Here is a 16,119-nt window from a genome sequence, read left to right as displayed (position 1 = left end):
AAACAGCTTCTCGTGTTTTTGGCTTGGGCGGGCTTATTGCTGATAGGCTGTCTCTAGAACGCCGTTTACTCGGAAAAAGAGACTGCTACACGGCTTTTGTCACAGCCCTATATGAAATTGTCTTTCTTTAAGAGATCGGACAATCTGTGCCTAGAGAAAATATAAATAATTGAATGGAAGAAATGGAGTTAGGTTATGAATAATCCAGAATTAAAGCAACAAGTGGACAATCGCAGAACTTTTGCGATCATTTCCCATCCGGATGCTGGGAAAACAACGATTACAGAACAATTACTATTGTTTGGTGGGGCTATCCGTCAAGCCGGGACCGTAAAAGGCAAAAAAACAGGTAATTTTGCCAAATCAGACTGGATGGAAATCGAGAAACAACGTGGGATTTCTGTTACTAGTTCTGTTATGCAGTTTGATTATCAAGGGAAACGAGTAAATATCTTGGATACACCAGGACATGAAGATTTTTCTGAAGATACTTATCGTACTTTGATGGCCGTGGATAGTGCGGTTATGGTAATCGATAGTGCAAAAGGGATCGAAGCACAGACAAAGAAATTATTCCAAGTTGTAAAAAAACGTGGCATCCCGATATTTACTTTTATCAACAAACTAGATCGTGATGGTCGTGAACCATTGGAATTGTTAGAAGAATTAGAAGAGCTATTAGATATCGAATCTTATCCGATGAATTGGCCAATCGGTATGGGTAAAGGGCTAGAAGGTCTTTATGATATCTACCATAATCGTGTAGAGTTTTATCGTCCGGAAAATTATCAGGATGAACGATTAGTAGAATTGGATGAAGATGGACTGCTTCCCGAAAATCATCCTCTAACTGAAAATTCCTTATATGAACAAGTCTTAGAAGAAGTAGAACTAATCAAAGAGGCTGGAGATGCATTTAATCAAGAAAAAATTGCTCGTGGCGATCAGACACCAGTATTTTTTGGTTCTGCATTGACTAACTTCGGTGTACAGACTTTTTTAGAGACTTTCGTTGAATTGGCACCAGCTCCTTATGGACACAAAACACAAGATGATCAGATGGTAAGTCCTTATGAGGAAGAATTTTCAGGTTTCGTATTCAAGATCCAAGCAAATATGAATCCAGCCCATCGTGACCGAATCGCTTTTGTCCGAATCTGTTCTGGAACATTCGAACGAGGAATGGATGTCTGTTTGGAACGTACAAATAAAAAACTGAAATTAAGCAATGTCACACAATTTATGGCAGATTCGAGAGAAAACGTCGAAAAAGCAGTAGCAGGCGATATCATCGGTGTATATGATACAGGTAATTATCAGATTGGGGATACATTGTTCGAAGGAAAACTAAAAGTTGCTTATGAAGAACTCCCTTCATTTACTCCAGAGCTATTTATGAAAGTGACTGCAAAAAATGTCATGAAGCAAAAATCCTTCCACAAAGGAATCTATCAATTAGTTCAAGAAGGAGCGATTCAGCTTTATAAAACATATCTAACGGAAGAATATATCATTGGAGCTGTTGGTCAGCTACAATTCGAAGTATTCCAATATCGTATGTTAAATGAGTATAACGCCGAAGTAATCATGTCTCCAATGGGACACAAAATCGCTCGCTGGATCGATCCAGAAGATTTGGATGAGAAGATGAGTTCAAGCCGCAATATCTTGGCTCGTGACCGTTTCGACCAACCATTGTTCTTATTCGAGAACCAATTTGCAGAACGCTGGTTTGCGGATAAATATCCTAATGTAAAATTAAAAAGTTTGATGTAAAGAAGTCTTGACAAGCTGCCCTGCATCAAGTAATAAGAATAGCCAAACAAAAACAGCTTCTCATATTTTGTTTAGAGCCGTGACGGATTTTCCGTGACGGCTCTTTTTACTATTTAAAATCATAGAAATGTCTAATCAAAAAAATATAAAAATTATTTTGCGTACATATGATTAAAGAAAGGAGAGTGTGACACATGGAAACAGAATGGCAAAGACGTGAAAGAAAAAAACAGAAAAAAGAAGAGATGTTACAATTATGTCAATTATTAGATGTAAAAGACTGGGACAAAAACGAGCAGATTGCACAAAAAGTACGATCAATCATCCATAAAGAGAAAAAAGTTAAAAATAAAGACACGCGTAGAACTGAAAATGAAAAGAGAAAAGTACAAAAGAAAAGAGAAAAATCAAAAAGCTAGAAAGAAAAAGAGGCTGGGACAGAAGCGTTTAACTCCAAGAAATAAGAAGGAATTCACGAAAATTGCTTTTCAAATTTTTGTGAATTTCAGCTTATTTCCGAAGGAGTTGCTTCTGCTTCCGCCGTTTATACGTGTTTAGAGCGTGAGACAAAAGTGTTCTTTACTTTTGTCCCACGCTCTTTAATTATTATGTTCAAAATTTGTTTACACGGCTAATGTAGCGCCTAATTCATGTTTTGGAATCGAGATCTCAACAAGGCCTGCCAATTCGATTACTTTGATTTCATCCTCGTGGTAAACGGCGTCTTTGATTTTATCTAAGAAATAATTTTTAGCATCTTCGATTTCTTTCGGCTGGATTTTACGTTTGTCATTGATCAGCAGAATTTCATTATGTTCAGGGGCTTCAGTGTAGACAATAGTGGTATTTCCGGCTGTGTAGACCTTGACTAGATGGGCATCAGTGTTTTCAAGCTGGTTTAATACAAGACGGGAATGGCTGTTTGTTACATTTACCAATTTCATGGCGCTCACCTCTTTTATGTATTTTTAATTGCTTGTTTCTCTTATTATAATTTCTTTTTTATAAAATGAACAGTATTTTGACTTTTCTGAAAAAAGAATGAGACGGCATTTCTCAAAGAAATACCGTCTCACGCTATAAAACTGGATTTATTCAGCCGTTTCTTCGGCTGATTCTTTTGCCAAACGTTCTGGTTTAGAAGTAACGATGATTTTTCCATCTTTATCCAGTTTTGCTTTCAACTCATGGATAGAAGGGTGATCAAGATAAAATTCAGCGATACCATCTTCGATTTGTTCTTGGATCGTGCGTCGAAGAGGACGAGCACCCATAGATGGATCATAGCCTAAGTCAACTAATTTTTCTTTGACATTCGTAGGAACTTCGATGTGAAGTTGCTGTGCTGCCAGCATTTGGTTGACATCGTCTAGCATTAGTGTGACGATTGTCATCAAGTTTTCTTTTGATAATGCACTGAATTCGATGATCCCGTCAAAACGGTTCAGAAATTCTGGTGTAAAGTAGTTGTTTAATTGGTTCAATACAGAACGAGTAACACCTTCGCGTGCCGCACCAAAACCAACGTTTGCTTCTACTTTACCAGTTCCGGCATTACTTGTCATAATGATGATCGTATCTTTAAAGCTGACCGTTCTTCCTTGTGCATCTGTCAATCGACCATCATCTAAGATTTGCAAGAACATATGCAAAACATCTGGATGAGCTTTTTCTACTTCATCTAACAAGACAAGACTGTAAGGATTTCTCCGTACTTTTTCTGTTAATTGACCAGCTTCTTCGTATCCGACATAACCTGGAGGAGAACCAATCAATTTAGAGACACTATGTTTTTCCATATATTCAGACATATCGAAACGAATCATTGAATCTTGTGAACCGAATAGTTCGTAGGCAAGTTGTTTCGCAAGCTCTGTTTTACCTACACCAGTTGGACCAACAAATAAGAAGGAGCCGATTGGACGATTCTGTTTGTTTAATCCAACACGGTTTCGGCGAATCGCTTTCGCTACTCGATCTACAGCGTTATCTTGTCCGATGACATGAGCTTTCAAGTCATCTGCTAAGTTTTTCAGTTGTGTCTGTTCTTTTTCTTTTAATTCACCCACTGGAATACCTGTCCGTTGTTCAACGATTTTTTCCATATCTTTTTCGGTAATCACAGGTGTTTCCTCTTCAGTGAGCTGACGTTCTTTCATTTTTTGAAGTTTATTGATCTGATCGCGATAATAAGCTGCTTTTTCGAAATCTTCTTCTCGAGAAGCTAAAACTTTTTGTTCTTCTGCTTCTTGCAGTTTTTTCTCGATTGTTTTAGGATCAACGATTTGGATCGTCAAGTTTTTCTTAGAACCTGTTTCATCTAGCAAATCGATGGCTTTATCCGGCAAGAAGCGATCTTGGACATAACGATTGGATAAAGTTGCGGCTGCTTCGATGGCCTCATCAGTATATTTTACATGATGATAGTCTTCATAACGTTTTTGCAAACCTTTCAAAATACTAATCGTTTCTTCGACAGTTGGTTCATCTACCCGTACAGGTTGCATACGACGTTCTAAAGCAGCGTCTTTTTCGATGATGCGGTACTCGTTTAAGGTAGTAGCACCAACCATTTGCAATTCTCCTCGAGCTAAAGCTGGTTTTAAAATATTACCAGCATCCATATTTCCATCACCAGCAGAACCAGCACCGACGATTTCGTGAACTTCATCTATGAATAGGATCACATTTTCTGCTTGACGGATCTCTTCAATCAATTTTTGCATACGTTCTTCAAATTGTCCTCGTATACCAGTACCTTGGACTAAAGATACGACATCTAAACGAATGACTTCTTTGTCCATTAATTTTTGCGGTACATCACCATCTACGATTTTTTGTGCTAAACCTTCAACAACGGCTGTTTTACCAACACCTGGTTCTCCAATCAAGACAGGATTGTTCTTGGTTCGGCGATTTAAAATTTCAATGACTCGTTTGATTTCGTCATCGCGTCCGATCACAGGATCGATATCACCTTGTCGTGCTTGTTCTGTGATATTGATTCCATATTCTCCCAATAAACCTTCTGTATTGCCTTGAGGTGGCTGACCACCATTGAAGTTGTTGTTTCCGCCAAATTGTGTTGGTGGTGTTTGCTCATAATTTCCTTGCTGTTGCATTTGGCGAGACATGGAACGGAAAAGATCGTCCAAACTGCCAAATCCAAATGGATCGTTTTGGGCCATATTAGTCAGACCTCCATTTTGTTGATTTTTGATTTTTTGATAACAGCTCTGACAATAATCAAGTTGTGTCCGCTGACCATTGACAGTGGCATACAAGTGAATCGTTGCCTCATTCTTGCCGCAGTTTTGACAAAGCATGAATCATTCACGTCCTTTCACAAAAATGGGTACATCCATATTTTACATCTCGTTTTTCATGAGGTAAAAGAATAACCCCTAGTTTTTTAAGAGATTTATGAGGTAGAAAAGGTGAAATTTCTATTGACCATTCCTGACCTTTGACTCTTATTATACTAAAAATAAAAAGGGAAGCAAGTAATTCGTTTCATATGAAAACAAAGAGGGTCAAAGGAAAGAATGATAAACGTCAGGAGAAGAGAAAGCGACAAGAAAAAGAAAATAAACATGTTTGTTATAAAATGTGAAGAAAAGGATGAAAAAGAATCCGGAATAATTTGAATACTTTTATCTGAAATTGAATGAAAACTGTTGTATCTAACGAAAAAAAATGTTAATCTTTACAGATGAAAGGGTGGCATTTGTTAGGATTCTCTGAATTACTAAAAAAGAAAACCCTCACATAAAAACAACACTCACTTAAAGGAGACCGATTAATATGGAAAAGAAAGAATTTCACGTAGTAGCAGAAACTGGGATCCACGCTCGTCCAGCTACACTATTAGTACAAACAGCAAGCAAATTTAACTCTGATGTAAACTTAGAGTATAAAGGTAAATCAGTAAACTTGAAATCAATCATGGGCGTTATGTCTTTAGGTGTAGGTCAAGGTTCTGATGTTACTATTACTGCAGAAGGTGCTGACGAAGCTGATGCAATGGCAGCAATCGTTGAAACAATGAAGAAAGAAGGCTTATCTGAATAATGGTTGAAATGCTAAAAGGGATTGCCGCTAGTGACGGTGTAGCCGTTGCAAAAGCTTACCTGCTAGTTCAACCGGATTTAACATTCAGTAAGGCAACAGTAGAAGATACTGCGGCTGAAGAAGCTCGTTTGGATGCTGCATTAGCTAAATCTACTGAAGAATTGCAGCAAATTCGTGAAAAAGCAGCGCAAAGCTTAGGTGAAGCAGAAGCGCAAGTATTTGATGCCCATTTGATGGTTCTTTCAGATCCAGAAATGGTAGGTCAAATCAAGCAAAATATTAAAGACAACAGCGTAAATGCTGAATCAGCGCTAAAAGAAGTAACGGATATGTATATCGGTATGTTCGAAGCAATGGAAGATAATGCTTATATGCAAGAGCGTGCTGCAGACATTCGTGACGTTGCTAAACGTATTTTAGCGCACTTATTAGGCGTTACTTTACCAAATCCATCAATGATCGACGAAGAAGTGGTCGTTGTTGCACATGACTTGACTCCAAGTGATACAGCACAATTAGATCGCAATTTTGTAAAAGCGTTTGTAACAGACATTGGTGGACGTACTTCACATTCTGCTATCATGGCACGTTCTTTAGAAATTCCAGCAATCGTTGGGACAAAAGAAATTACTGCTAAAGTCAAAGAAGGCGATATTTTGGCTGTCAACGGGATCGAAGGCGATGTAATCATCGATCCTACAGATGAACAAAAAGCTGAATTTGAAAAAGCAGGTGCAGATTACGCAGCACAAAAAGCAGAATGGGAAAAATTAAAAAATGCAGAAACTGTCACAGCTGACGGCAAGCATTTTGAATTAGCTGCAAACATCGGAACACCAAAAGATCTAGTTGGTGTCCATAATAATGGTGGAGAAGCAGTTGGTCTGTACCGTACTGAATTCCTGTATATGGATTCTCCAGACTTCCCAACAGAAGATGACCAATATGAAGCTTATAAAGCTGTATTAGAAGGTATGGAAGGAAAACCTGTAGTTGTTCGTACAATGGACATCGGTGGAGATAAAGAACTACCATATCTGCAATTACCTCATGAAATGAATCCATTCTTAGGATATCGTGCATTGCGTATCAGTTTATCTGAACAAGGCGATGAAATGTTCCGTACACAAATGCGTGCATTGCTTCGTGCATCTGTTCATGGTAACTTACGTATCATGTTCCCTATGGTAGCTACACTCAAAGAATTCCGCGCAGCAAAAGCGATCTTTGAAGAAGAAAAACAAAAATTGATCAGTGAAGGCAAGGAAGTATCTGATACGATCCAAGTCGGCATCATGATCGAGATTCCAGCAGCAGCAGTCTTAGCAGACAAGTTTGCAAAAGAAGTAGATTTCTTCTCTGTAGGTACAAACGATTTGATTCAATACACAATGGCAGCAGACCGTATGAACGAACGCGTTTCTTACTTGTACCAACCATATAACCCATCAATTTTACGTTTGATCAAAAATGTAATTGATGCAGCACACGCTGAAGGAAAATGGGCAGGTATGTGTGGAGAAATGGCTGGAGATCAAACAGCTGTTCCATTGCTAGTAGGTATGGGTCTAGATGAGTTCTCAATGAGTGCGACATCTATTCTTAAAACGCGTAGTTTAATGAAACGCTTGGACACAGCGAAAATGGCTGAACTTGCTGATCGTGCATTGAAAGAATGCGATACGATGGAAGAAGTCGTTGAACTTGTTCATGAATATGTAAAATAAACAACGTATCAAAAGCTGGTGTGGCTTGTAAAAGAGCTACGCCAGTTTTTTTGTTCTTTTTTAAGAAAACGTTTTCGTCAGTAAGAATAGACAAAAATAGGGCTTAAGTTTGAGTGACAGTTTGTAGGCTATGTTATACTATATAAGTGAAGGGGGACGTAAGGTGAAGGTATTATTATATTTTGAAAGTGAAAAGATGCTTGCAAAATCTGGAATCGGGCGTGCGCTTGATCATCAAAAACGTGCTCTGACGGAAGTCGGTATCTCTTATACACTAGATGAAAAAGAAGATTATGACATCCTGCACATCAATACATACGGAATCAATAGTCATAACATGGTCAATAAAGCCAGAAGAGAAGGAAAAAAAGTTGTCTATCATGCGCATTCTACAGAGGAAGATTTCCGAAATTCCTTTATCGGATCGAACCAGCTTTCTCCTATCGTAAAAAAATATCTGGTAGGATTGTACCAAAAAGCGGACTATCTGATCACGCCAACACCTTATTCAAAACAGTTGTTGGAAAGCTATGGTATCCGTGTGCCGATTCAAGCTATTTCCAATGGGATCGACTTAGAGAAATATCGCCCTGATCCAATGAAAGAACAAAAGTTCAGAGAATATTTCAAACTGTCTCCGGATCAAAAAGTAATCATTTGTGTCGGTTTGTTTTTCGAACGTAAAGGAATCATTGATTTCGTAGAAATTGCTAAGAAGATGCCCGAATACACATTTATTTGGTTTGGCCATGTTCCCATGTACTCGATTCCTCGGAACATCCGGAAAATTGTAAAAGAAGATCATCCTGAAAATGTCCTGTTTCCTGGATACATTCGTGGAGAGATCATAGAAGGTGCGTATTCAGGTGCAGACCTATTCTTTTTCCCTTCTTATGAAGAGACAGAAGGGATCGTTGTTTTAGAAGCTTTAGCAAGCAAACAAAACGTACTTGTTCGAGATATTCCAGTGTATAATGGCTGGTTAGAAGATAGCAAGAACTGCTATATGGGGAAGACAAACGAAGAATTTATCCGACTGATCCAACAGATTACCAATCAAGAACTACCGAGTACGACACAAGCCGGTTATCAAACAGCAAAAGAGCGAAGTATCAATAAAATCGGTGAAGAACTTAAAAATGTATACGAAAGTGTACTGAATGAAAAAGTCTCTAGCAAATTAAAAAAAGTAAATCAGATCAAGGACTAGTTTGGAGGCGAAAAACATGAAAATCGGCTTTTTTACCGATACCTACTTTCCGCAAGTCAGCGGAGTTGCTACATCGATCAAAACATTAAAACAAGAATTAGAAAGACATGGGCATGAAGTCTATATTTTTACAACGACCGATCCTAATGCGGATAAGTTGGAAAAAGATGTGATTCGAATGCCAAGTGTACCATTTATTTCTTTCAAGGATCGAAGAGTTGTTGTTAGAGGCATGTGGTATGCTTATTTGGTTGCCAAAGAACTAGAACTAGATCTTATTCATACCCATACAGAATTCGGAGCAGGGATACTTGGGAAGATGGTAGCTAAGAAGCTGAAAATACCTCTGATCCATACTTACCATACGATGTATGAAGACTACCTTCATTATATCGGTAAAGGAAAAGTGATCAGGCAATCCCATGTAAAATACTTGTCTAGATTATTTGCAAATCATACGACAGGTGTAGTTTGTCCAAGTGAACGTGTTATTGATACATTACGCAGCTATGGTGTAATAGCACCGCTTCGCGTGATTCCTACTGGTATCGACATTGAAAAATTCAAACGTTCTGATATCACTCAGCAGGATATCAGCAAATTAAGGGAGTCACTAGGTCTTCAGGAAAACCATTTGATGATTCTTTCTTTAAGCAGGATTTCTTATGAGAAAAATATCCAAGCCTTGATTAATGGGTTTCCTCAGGTCATCTCCGCTTATCCTAACGCCAGATTAGTTATCGTAGGAAAAGGACCTTATGTAGAAGAGTTAGAGGAATTGATCTCAGAACTGCAGTTAGAAGAATTTGTGCAGTTCACAGGAGAAGTGGACAACAATGATGTAGCACTTTATTATAAAGCGGCAGATTATTTTGTCAGTGCTTCTACTTCAGAAACACAAGGGCTTACTTATACAGAAGCGATGGCAGCCGGAACACCTTGTGTCGTGGAAGGAAATGCTTATTTGAACCGATTGTTCGATCATCCTTCATTAGGGAAAACTTTTGAAACCGACGAAGACTTTGCACCAGCACTTATTGATTATATTTCCAGTGAAGTTCCTAAAGATCCAAAAGTTTTAGAAGCTAAACTTTATGATATTTCATCTACACATTTCGGCGAAGCTATGATCGAATTTTATCAAGACATGGTTGTTTATCATGAAGAAGAGATGCGAAGAAAAGAAGAAGAAGACTCGATTGAACGAATCAAAATAAAATTAAATTCATTTAAAAGATAAAATTCAAACATTTTTTATGAAAAAATCCTTGTTTCTAGCGTATACTAGCATAGAAGCAAGGATTTTTGATTTTTAGGAGGTCGAAAAAATGAAACTTGGTTTTATCGGAACAGGCGTCATGGGAAGTGCTGTCGCACGCCATCTACTAGAAGCAGGACACGAAGTAGCTGTCTATAATCGGACAAAAGCAAAAGCTGATCCTTTAGTAACAGAAGGAGCTATCTGGGCAGATACACCAAAAGCGGTAGCAGAACAAAGTAATATTCTCTTTACAATGGTAGGTTACCCCAAAGATGTAGAAGAAATCTACTATGGACAGTCGGGGATTTTTTCTGCAGATATCTCAGGACATATTTTAGTTGACTTGACTACAAGTACACCAAGCCTGGCAGAAAAAATTGCAAAAACAGCAAAAGAAAAAGGCGCAGATGCGTTAGATGCACCGGTATCCGGTGGTGACTTAGGAGCAAAGAATGGTACACTGACGATCATGGTCGGTGGAGAAGAAGCCGTTTATGATCAAGTACTGCCTTTATTCAAAGAATTTGGTACGACATTTACATTGCATGGTTCTGCTGGGAAAGGTCAGCATACAAAAATGGCTAATCAGATCATGATTGCAGGTACGATGACAGGAATGACGGAAATGCTTGTCTATGCACAAAAAAACGGACTTGATTTAAAGAAAGTGATTGAGACGCTTTCAGGTGGAAGTGCAGCTAACTGGTCTTTAAGCAATTATTCTCCTCGTATTTTAAAAGAAGATTACACACCTGGTTTTTTTGTCAAACATTTTATCAAAGATTTAAAGATTGCATTAGAAGAAGCAGAAAAAATGGACCTTGTATTGCCAGCAACTACCCAAGCATTGAAACTATATGAAGAGTTGGCAGATAAAGGTTTTGAGAATGACGGAACCCAAGCTTTGATCAAACTTTGGTGGCCTGAAGGAAAAATACCAGAAAAAAAATCATAAAAAACGAGTTTTTTTAGAGAAAATCAATGCAAGTAGGCTATGCTTTTGATACAATATAACAGAAATAAGAAAAGGAGGACCTCCGATGACACATTCACAATTAGTCGCAATCATAAAACGACTGGAGGCTATGGTCGAGTCAGCAGATAATGAACTGCAAGTTCGCCGTTTTGAAAAAGAAGGCGTAGAGAAGTGTACAGTAACTTATGATAAAGCGACCGATACATTTGAATTAACTGAAACAGATACTCATCAGCAATACGAATTTGATAATATCGATATCGTAGCGATGGAAATCTATGACTTAATCCAATAAATTTTAGGATAATTGACATTTGAAGTTGAAGATGCCTAAAAGAAGCCGAGAAGCAACTAATTTAGTTGCTTTTCAGCTTCTTTTTTGTTTAACAGTTCAATTTCAGACTGTTCTTTTTCTAATTTTTTGCGGTAACTGATCAAGATTTGTACAGGATCGATTTCTTCTTTTGATAATTGACGTTTCAAAGATAAATGAGCTTCTTTCTTTTCATAATAGAAGTCAGGAGAAACATCACCAGAGGCAATCATTGTTTCTACAAGTTGACCATAACAAACGAGGTAGTGCTTTTTCTGACTCTCATCTGCTGCTAATGGCATGCTGAAGGTGAGCGATGGTGTTCTTAAAAACTGCTTTTGTTCCTGGATCCGTCTAATAAAATAAGTAACTAATTCGATATCTTTTTGAAGCATACCGGCTTTTTCGAAATTCAACTGATAGATGAAATGTTGTTGTCTTTTTTTCAAGTAAGTCAGTAGCTTTTTGTTTCGGCCTTGAAACAGCCCTTGGAGTTCCTTTTTTTTCTGTTCAAAAGTCATTTCCTGTAGGTCAGGAAGCTGGACACGCAAAGCTAACAAACTAATTTCAGACAACCAAGGCATTTGATAAGTTTCTTCCATTATACGCAAAATAGACGGCATTTTTTTATAGAGACGAAAAGGCCCGTATGTTCGAGCCGTAGGAGTATCTGTTAATACAAATCCCTTATTGGTAATATGTACATAATTATAATTACTGAAATAATTCATTTGTCGGTTATAAAAAGGTCGGTAATGTTGGATCAATTGACACTCGAGCAATAAAGCATCTAATTCCGTGTCTACTACGACGAAATCAAAATCTGTTATATGATGAATCATGCGTAATACTTTTTTCGAATGCTGTTTATTCTGATGAAAATAGCTGCTTACTCTATTTTTGAGCCGTTTTGCTTTACCAACATAGATGACCTTACCATCTCGGTCTTTCATAAGATAGACACCCGGCAGCATGGGGAGAGTTTTCATTTTTTCTTTTAACATAGGATCTCCTTTTACGCTTTGAATAAAAAGACTATAACAAATTTTGAAATAATGGACAAGTTTTAGGGAATTCTATAGTTCTGTTCACAGAAAATACTTTGATAATCAAAATATGTGAGATAGATGATTTTTCTAATAAAAGAAATTATAAATGCTGATTTATCAGTTGTTTTAAATGAATAAAATCTTAAAAAAAGCTCATATAGTAAAAAAATGATCTTTTAAGGTTGCATTTTGAAAAAAGTTAAGATATAGTTTGAACATCAAAAGATTTGATAATCAAACTAATTAGTGGGCGGTGGAACATGGAACCAGATTTAAAAACAGTAAATGATTATCTTGTTAGTGTCTTCAATGATATTTTGACAATCGAAGAGTCTGAGCTGAAAAAATCTCAATTCAAAGATCTGTCAATCACAGAGATGCACACGATCGAGGCAATCGGGATGTACAAGAAAAAAACAACTTCAGAAGTAGCCAAAGAACTATCAATTACTGTTGGGACCTTGACCACTGCTATTAACAAGTTAGTAAAAAAAGGCTATGTCGAACGTATCCGCAGTGAAGATGACCGCCGCGTTGTAAAGTTGGGACTAACGAAAAAAGGAAAGTTACTATTTCGGGTCCATCAGCATTTTCATCGTGAAATGGTCAAGAACATCTTAGACGGAATGGCTACGGAGGAACAGCATGCCTTGCTGGATGCACTGAAAAACTTGCACGACTTCTTGCAAGACTATAAGTGAGGATATTTAATGGAACAATTTGGAATGATTACTGCAACAGCCAGCGTCCTTCCTGAAAAGATTATTACTAATAATGATCTTTCCAAGATGATGGATACCTCTGATGAATGGATTTCGTCAAGGACGGGTATTCGTGAACGAAGATGTGTAACAAATCAGGAGACTTCTGATTTATGCATTTTAGTGGCGGAAAAATTGATAAAACAGAAAAATCTAAACCCTAAAGATTTGGATTTTATTTTAGTAGCAACAATGTCGCCCGATTACACGACACCATCTGTAGCAGCACAAGTACAAGGGAAATTGGGAGCAACTCATGCTATCGCTTTTGATATCAGTGCTGCGTGCTCAGGATTTGTTTATGCGTTAAGTATGGCTGAAAAAATGATCCGCTGCGGCTCAACTAAGGGACTGGTGATTGGTGGTGAAACACTATCTAAGCTAATCGATTGGTCTGATCGTACGACTGCTGTGTTGTTTGGCGATGGAGCAGGTGGGATTCTCTTAGAAGCGAATCCACAGAAAAAATTGCTGAAAGAAAAATTAGCAGCTGACGGAACCAGAAGTAGCTCATTGACCGCTGGCTACCAGCAAAATAAAAATCCGTTCTATTCAGAAGATTCAGAAGGTTCGTATTATTTGCGAATGACTGGCAGAGATATTTTTGATTTTGCCGTACGAGACGTTGCAAACAATATCCAAGAAGTCATGAAAGACAAACCAGTTGATTATCTGCTTTTGCATCAGGCAAACCTCAGAATTATTGAGAAAATTGCCCGAAAAGTAAAGATGCCGCAAGAAAAGTTCCTGACCAATATGGATAAATATGGGAATACATCTGCTGCAAGCATCCCTATCTTATTGGATGAAGCAGTTTCTAGTGGAAAGATCACCTTGGGAAAACAGCAGAAAGTAATATTTACAGGCTATGGCGGAGGTTTAACATGGGGAAGTATTCTCATGGAGTTGTAGACTGTTAAATTATAAAAATAAAAAGCAAACAATATCGGAGGAATATATTATTATGGTATTCGAAAAAATTCAAGAAATCATCGCAGAAGAATTAGGAAAAGAAACTGAAGAAATCAAATTGACTACTGACATCCAAGAAGACTTAGAAGCTGACAGCTTGGATTTATTCCAAATCATCAATGAAATCGAAGATGAATTTGACGTGAAAATCGAAACAGAAGACGGAATCAAAACGGTTCAAGATTTAGTGACTTACGTAGAAAAACAAACTGCATAATCATTAAAATTAGGTTGGGGGCTGGGACATTTCCTGAAATAGGAATGTCTCGGCCTTTTTGAATAAAAAGAATCAAACATATATTCTGGATATATTGGAGAAAAACATGAAAACAGCATTCTTATTTAGTGGCCAAGGTGCACAATATCAAGGTATGGGAAAAGATTTGTATGAAGAAGTCATTGTAAAGCAGACATTTGATGAAGCAAGTGAAATTCTTGGCTACGATATGGCTGAACTTTGCTTTACAGAAAATGAACATTTGGATCAGACGCAATATACACAGCCAGCTATTCTAACAGTCAGCATCGCATATTATCGCTTATTGAAGGAGCACGGAATCATCCCAGATGCAGCTTTAGGACTGAGTTTAGGAGAATATTCGGCATTAGTAGCTAGTAATGCGTTATCCTTCACTGAAGCAGTTGCGTTAGTAGCAAAAAGAGGCGCTTATATGACAGAAGCGGCCCCAGCTGGAAGCGGGAAAATGGTTGCAGTGATGAATGCGCCGATTGAAACGATCGAGGAAAGCTGTCATGAAGCTAGTAAGTACGGCATCGTATCTCCTGCAAATTATAATACACCTCAGCAGATCGTGATTGGTGGCGAAGAAAAAGCAGTAGACGAGGCTGTTTTACTATTAAAAGAAAAAGGGTTCAAAAGAATAATCCCTCTAAATGTCAGCGGGCCTTTTCATACAGCTATTTTAGAACCGGCAGCAAAAAAACTGGCGAAGGACCTAAGTCAGATTCAATTCTCTGAACCTTCTTTTCCTATCATAAGCAACACAACAACGGAAATAATGAAGAAAGAAACGATCGCGGGACTACTTGAACAGCAAGTCATGCAACCTGTTCGTTTCTATGAGAGTATCCATAAGTTAAAAACAATCGGCATCGAGCAAGTCATCGAAGTCGGCCCCGGAAAAGTATTAAGCGGATTTATGAAAAAAATCGATAAAACAATACCAGTTCTGCGTGTTGAGAATAAGCAGACATTTGATGAAACAATAGCAATACTATAAGGAGGAACGTTATGGATGTAAAAGGAAAAAATGTATTTATCACAGGTAGTACAAGAGGAATCGGCAAAGCGATGGCCTTAGCTTTTGCAAAAGCTGGAGCAAATATCATTTTGAATGGTCGCGGAGAGATTCCAAAAGAAAAGATAGAAGAAATCGAAGCATTCGGTGTAAAATGCGTAGGAGTTTCCGGTGACATCTCTGATTATGAGAAAGCGGGACAAATGATCAAAGAAGCAGAAGAAAAGCTTGGATCGATCCATGTGTTAGTAAACAATGCCGGAATCACAAATGACAAACTTGTGATGCGGATGGATGCAGAAGATTTCAAAAAATGTCTTGATATCAATTTGATTGGAACCTTCAATATGACGCAGCACGTATTGAAAAAAATGATGAAGCAGCGAGAAGGGGCCATCATTAATCTCTCTAGTGTATCTGGGTTGATTGGAAATATTGGTCAAGCAAATTATGCAGCTAGTAAAGCTGGCGTAGTAGGATTAACAAAATCTGTGGCACGAGAAGCTGCAACTAGAGGCATTACATGTAATGCCATTGCGCCAGGATTCATCACAACTGATATGACGGAAGTTTTAGCAGACAAAGTCAAGGAACAAGCGGAAAAGCAAATTCCGATGCAGCGTTTCGGACAAGTAGAAGATGTTGCACAAACAGCAGTTTTCTTAGCACAAAATCCATATATCACCGGACAAGTCATCAATGTCGATGGCGGATTGGTCATGCACGGATAAGAAAAGGAGAGCA

The 16,119-nt window shown here is 38.0% G+C and carries 16 protein-coding genes; 13 read left to right on the top strand and 3 right to left on the bottom strand.

From position 1 onward, the window contains the following. The first annotated feature begins 195 nt into the window (after nucleotides 1-195). Together IGJ87_RS08260 and IGJ87_RS08255 are read left to right on the top strand one after the other, a co-directional pair. Nucleotides 196-1,776, top strand: coding sequence for a peptide chain release factor 3 (locus IGJ87_RS08260; RefSeq protein ID WP_002290823.1), 1,581 nt, complete (start codon nucleotides 196-198; stop codon nucleotides 1,774-1,776). Between the two features lie 194 nt (nucleotides 1,777-1,970). Further along, nucleotides 1,971-2,195: a hypothetical protein gene (locus IGJ87_RS08255; RefSeq protein WP_010723843.1), complete on the top strand. Its 225-nt coding sequence runs from the start codon at nucleotides 1,971-1,973 to the stop codon at nucleotides 2,193-2,195. 204 nt (nucleotides 2,196-2,399) lie between these two features. Here IGJ87_RS08255 and IGJ87_RS08250 read toward each other — a convergent pair whose 3' ends face one another. Together IGJ87_RS08250 and IGJ87_RS08245 are read right to left on the bottom strand one after the other, a co-directional pair. Continuing rightward, nucleotides 2,400-2,720 (bottom strand): DUF1827 family protein, encoded by a 321-nt coding sequence (locus IGJ87_RS08250; protein ID WP_002290825.1) that lies wholly within the window; start codon nucleotides 2,718-2,720, stop codon nucleotides 2,400-2,402. A 147-nt stretch (nucleotides 2,721-2,867) separates the two neighbouring features. After that, complete coding sequence (locus tag IGJ87_RS08245) at nucleotides 2,868-5,102, bottom strand: ATP-dependent Clp protease ATP-binding subunit (RefSeq protein WP_002287598.1); 2,235 nt, start codon at nucleotides 5,100-5,102, stop codon at nucleotides 2,868-2,870. Between the two features lie 478 nt (nucleotides 5,103-5,580). Here IGJ87_RS08245 and IGJ87_RS08240 point away from each other — a divergent pair, with 478 nt between their 5' ends. The 6 genes from IGJ87_RS08240 to IGJ87_RS08215 all read left to right on the top strand — a co-directional run bounded on the left by IGJ87_RS08240 (nucleotide 5,581) and on the right by IGJ87_RS08215 (nucleotide 11,316). After that, nucleotides 5,581-5,847, top strand: a complete 267-nt coding sequence (locus IGJ87_RS08240; protein ID WP_002287602.1) for a phosphocarrier protein HPr — start codon at nucleotides 5,581-5,583, stop codon at nucleotides 5,845-5,847. Beyond that, entirely contained in the window at nucleotides 5,847-7,574 is a 1,728-nt protein-coding gene (ptsP, locus tag IGJ87_RS08235) for a phosphoenolpyruvate--protein phosphotransferase (protein ID WP_002290826.1), read from the top strand. The genes IGJ87_RS08240 and ptsP overlap by 1 nt, the downstream gene beginning before the upstream one ends. A gap of 163 nt (nucleotides 7,575-7,737) precedes the next feature. After that, nucleotides 7,738-8,784 (top strand): glycosyltransferase family 4 protein, encoded by a 1,047-nt coding sequence (locus tag IGJ87_RS08230; RefSeq protein WP_002319376.1) that lies wholly within the window; start codon nucleotides 7,738-7,740, stop codon nucleotides 8,782-8,784. A 16-nt stretch (nucleotides 8,785-8,800) separates the two neighbouring features. Further along, nucleotides 8,801-10,024 carry a glycosyltransferase family 4 protein gene (locus IGJ87_RS08225; protein ID WP_002287605.1) on the top strand — a complete coding sequence of 408 codons (1,224 nt, stop codon included), beginning with the start codon at nucleotides 8,801-8,803 and terminating at the stop codon, nucleotides 10,022-10,024. Between the two features lie 88 nt (nucleotides 10,025-10,112). Then, nucleotides 10,113-11,000, top strand: coding sequence for an NAD(P)-dependent oxidoreductase (locus IGJ87_RS08220; RefSeq protein WP_002287606.1), 888 nt, complete (start codon nucleotides 10,113-10,115; stop codon nucleotides 10,998-11,000). A gap of 85 nt (nucleotides 11,001-11,085) precedes the next feature. Beyond that, nucleotides 11,086-11,316 (top strand): YkuJ family protein, encoded by a 231-nt coding sequence (locus IGJ87_RS08215; protein WP_002287607.1) that lies wholly within the window; start codon nucleotides 11,086-11,088, stop codon nucleotides 11,314-11,316. Between the two features lie 56 nt (nucleotides 11,317-11,372). On the opposite strand, the gene IGJ87_RS08210 is transcribed toward IGJ87_RS08215, so the two are convergent. Further along, nucleotides 11,373-12,338 carry a GIY-YIG nuclease family protein gene (locus IGJ87_RS08210; protein ID WP_002326067.1) on the bottom strand — a complete coding sequence of 322 codons (966 nt, stop codon included), beginning with the start codon at nucleotides 12,336-12,338 and terminating at the stop codon, nucleotides 11,373-11,375. Nucleotides 12,339-12,643: 305 nt separating this feature from the next. Between IGJ87_RS08210 and fabT the strand changes: the two genes are divergently transcribed. The 5 genes from fabT to fabG all read left to right on the top strand — a co-directional run bounded on the left by fabT (nucleotide 12,644) and on the right by fabG (nucleotide 16,106). Further along, complete coding sequence (gene fabT / locus IGJ87_RS08205) at nucleotides 12,644-13,084, top strand: fatty acid biosynthesis transcriptional regulator FabT (protein WP_002287610.1); 441 nt, start codon at nucleotides 12,644-12,646, stop codon at nucleotides 13,082-13,084. A 9-nt stretch (nucleotides 13,085-13,093) separates the two neighbouring features. Then, nucleotides 13,094-14,056 (top strand): beta-ketoacyl-ACP synthase III, encoded by a 963-nt coding sequence (locus tag IGJ87_RS08200; protein WP_104770843.1) that lies wholly within the window; start codon nucleotides 13,094-13,096, stop codon nucleotides 14,054-14,056. 52 nt (nucleotides 14,057-14,108) lie between these two features. Next, nucleotides 14,109-14,333, top strand: coding sequence for an acyl carrier protein (locus IGJ87_RS08195; protein WP_002287614.1), 225 nt, complete (start codon nucleotides 14,109-14,111; stop codon nucleotides 14,331-14,333). Nucleotides 14,334-14,439: 106 nt separating this feature from the next. Continuing rightward, nucleotides 14,440-15,357 (top strand): ACP S-malonyltransferase, encoded by a 918-nt coding sequence (gene fabD, locus IGJ87_RS08190; protein WP_002326069.1) that lies wholly within the window; start codon nucleotides 14,440-14,442, stop codon nucleotides 15,355-15,357. Nucleotides 15,358-15,368: 11 nt separating this feature from the next. Continuing rightward, nucleotides 15,369-16,106 (top strand): 3-oxoacyl-[acyl-carrier-protein] reductase, encoded by a 738-nt coding sequence (gene fabG, locus IGJ87_RS08185; protein WP_002326070.1) that lies wholly within the window; start codon nucleotides 15,369-15,371, stop codon nucleotides 16,104-16,106. Nucleotides 16,107-16,119: the final 13 nt, after the last annotated feature.

The organism is Enterococcus sp. DIV1411a (genome assembly GCF_050531945.1).
Taxonomy (GTDB): domain Bacteria; phylum Bacillota; class Bacilli; order Lactobacillales; family Enterococcaceae; genus Enterococcus_B; species Enterococcus_B faecium.
Note: the sequence above shows the minus strand (reverse complement) of the source record. Positions and strands in the feature narration are given on the sequence as shown.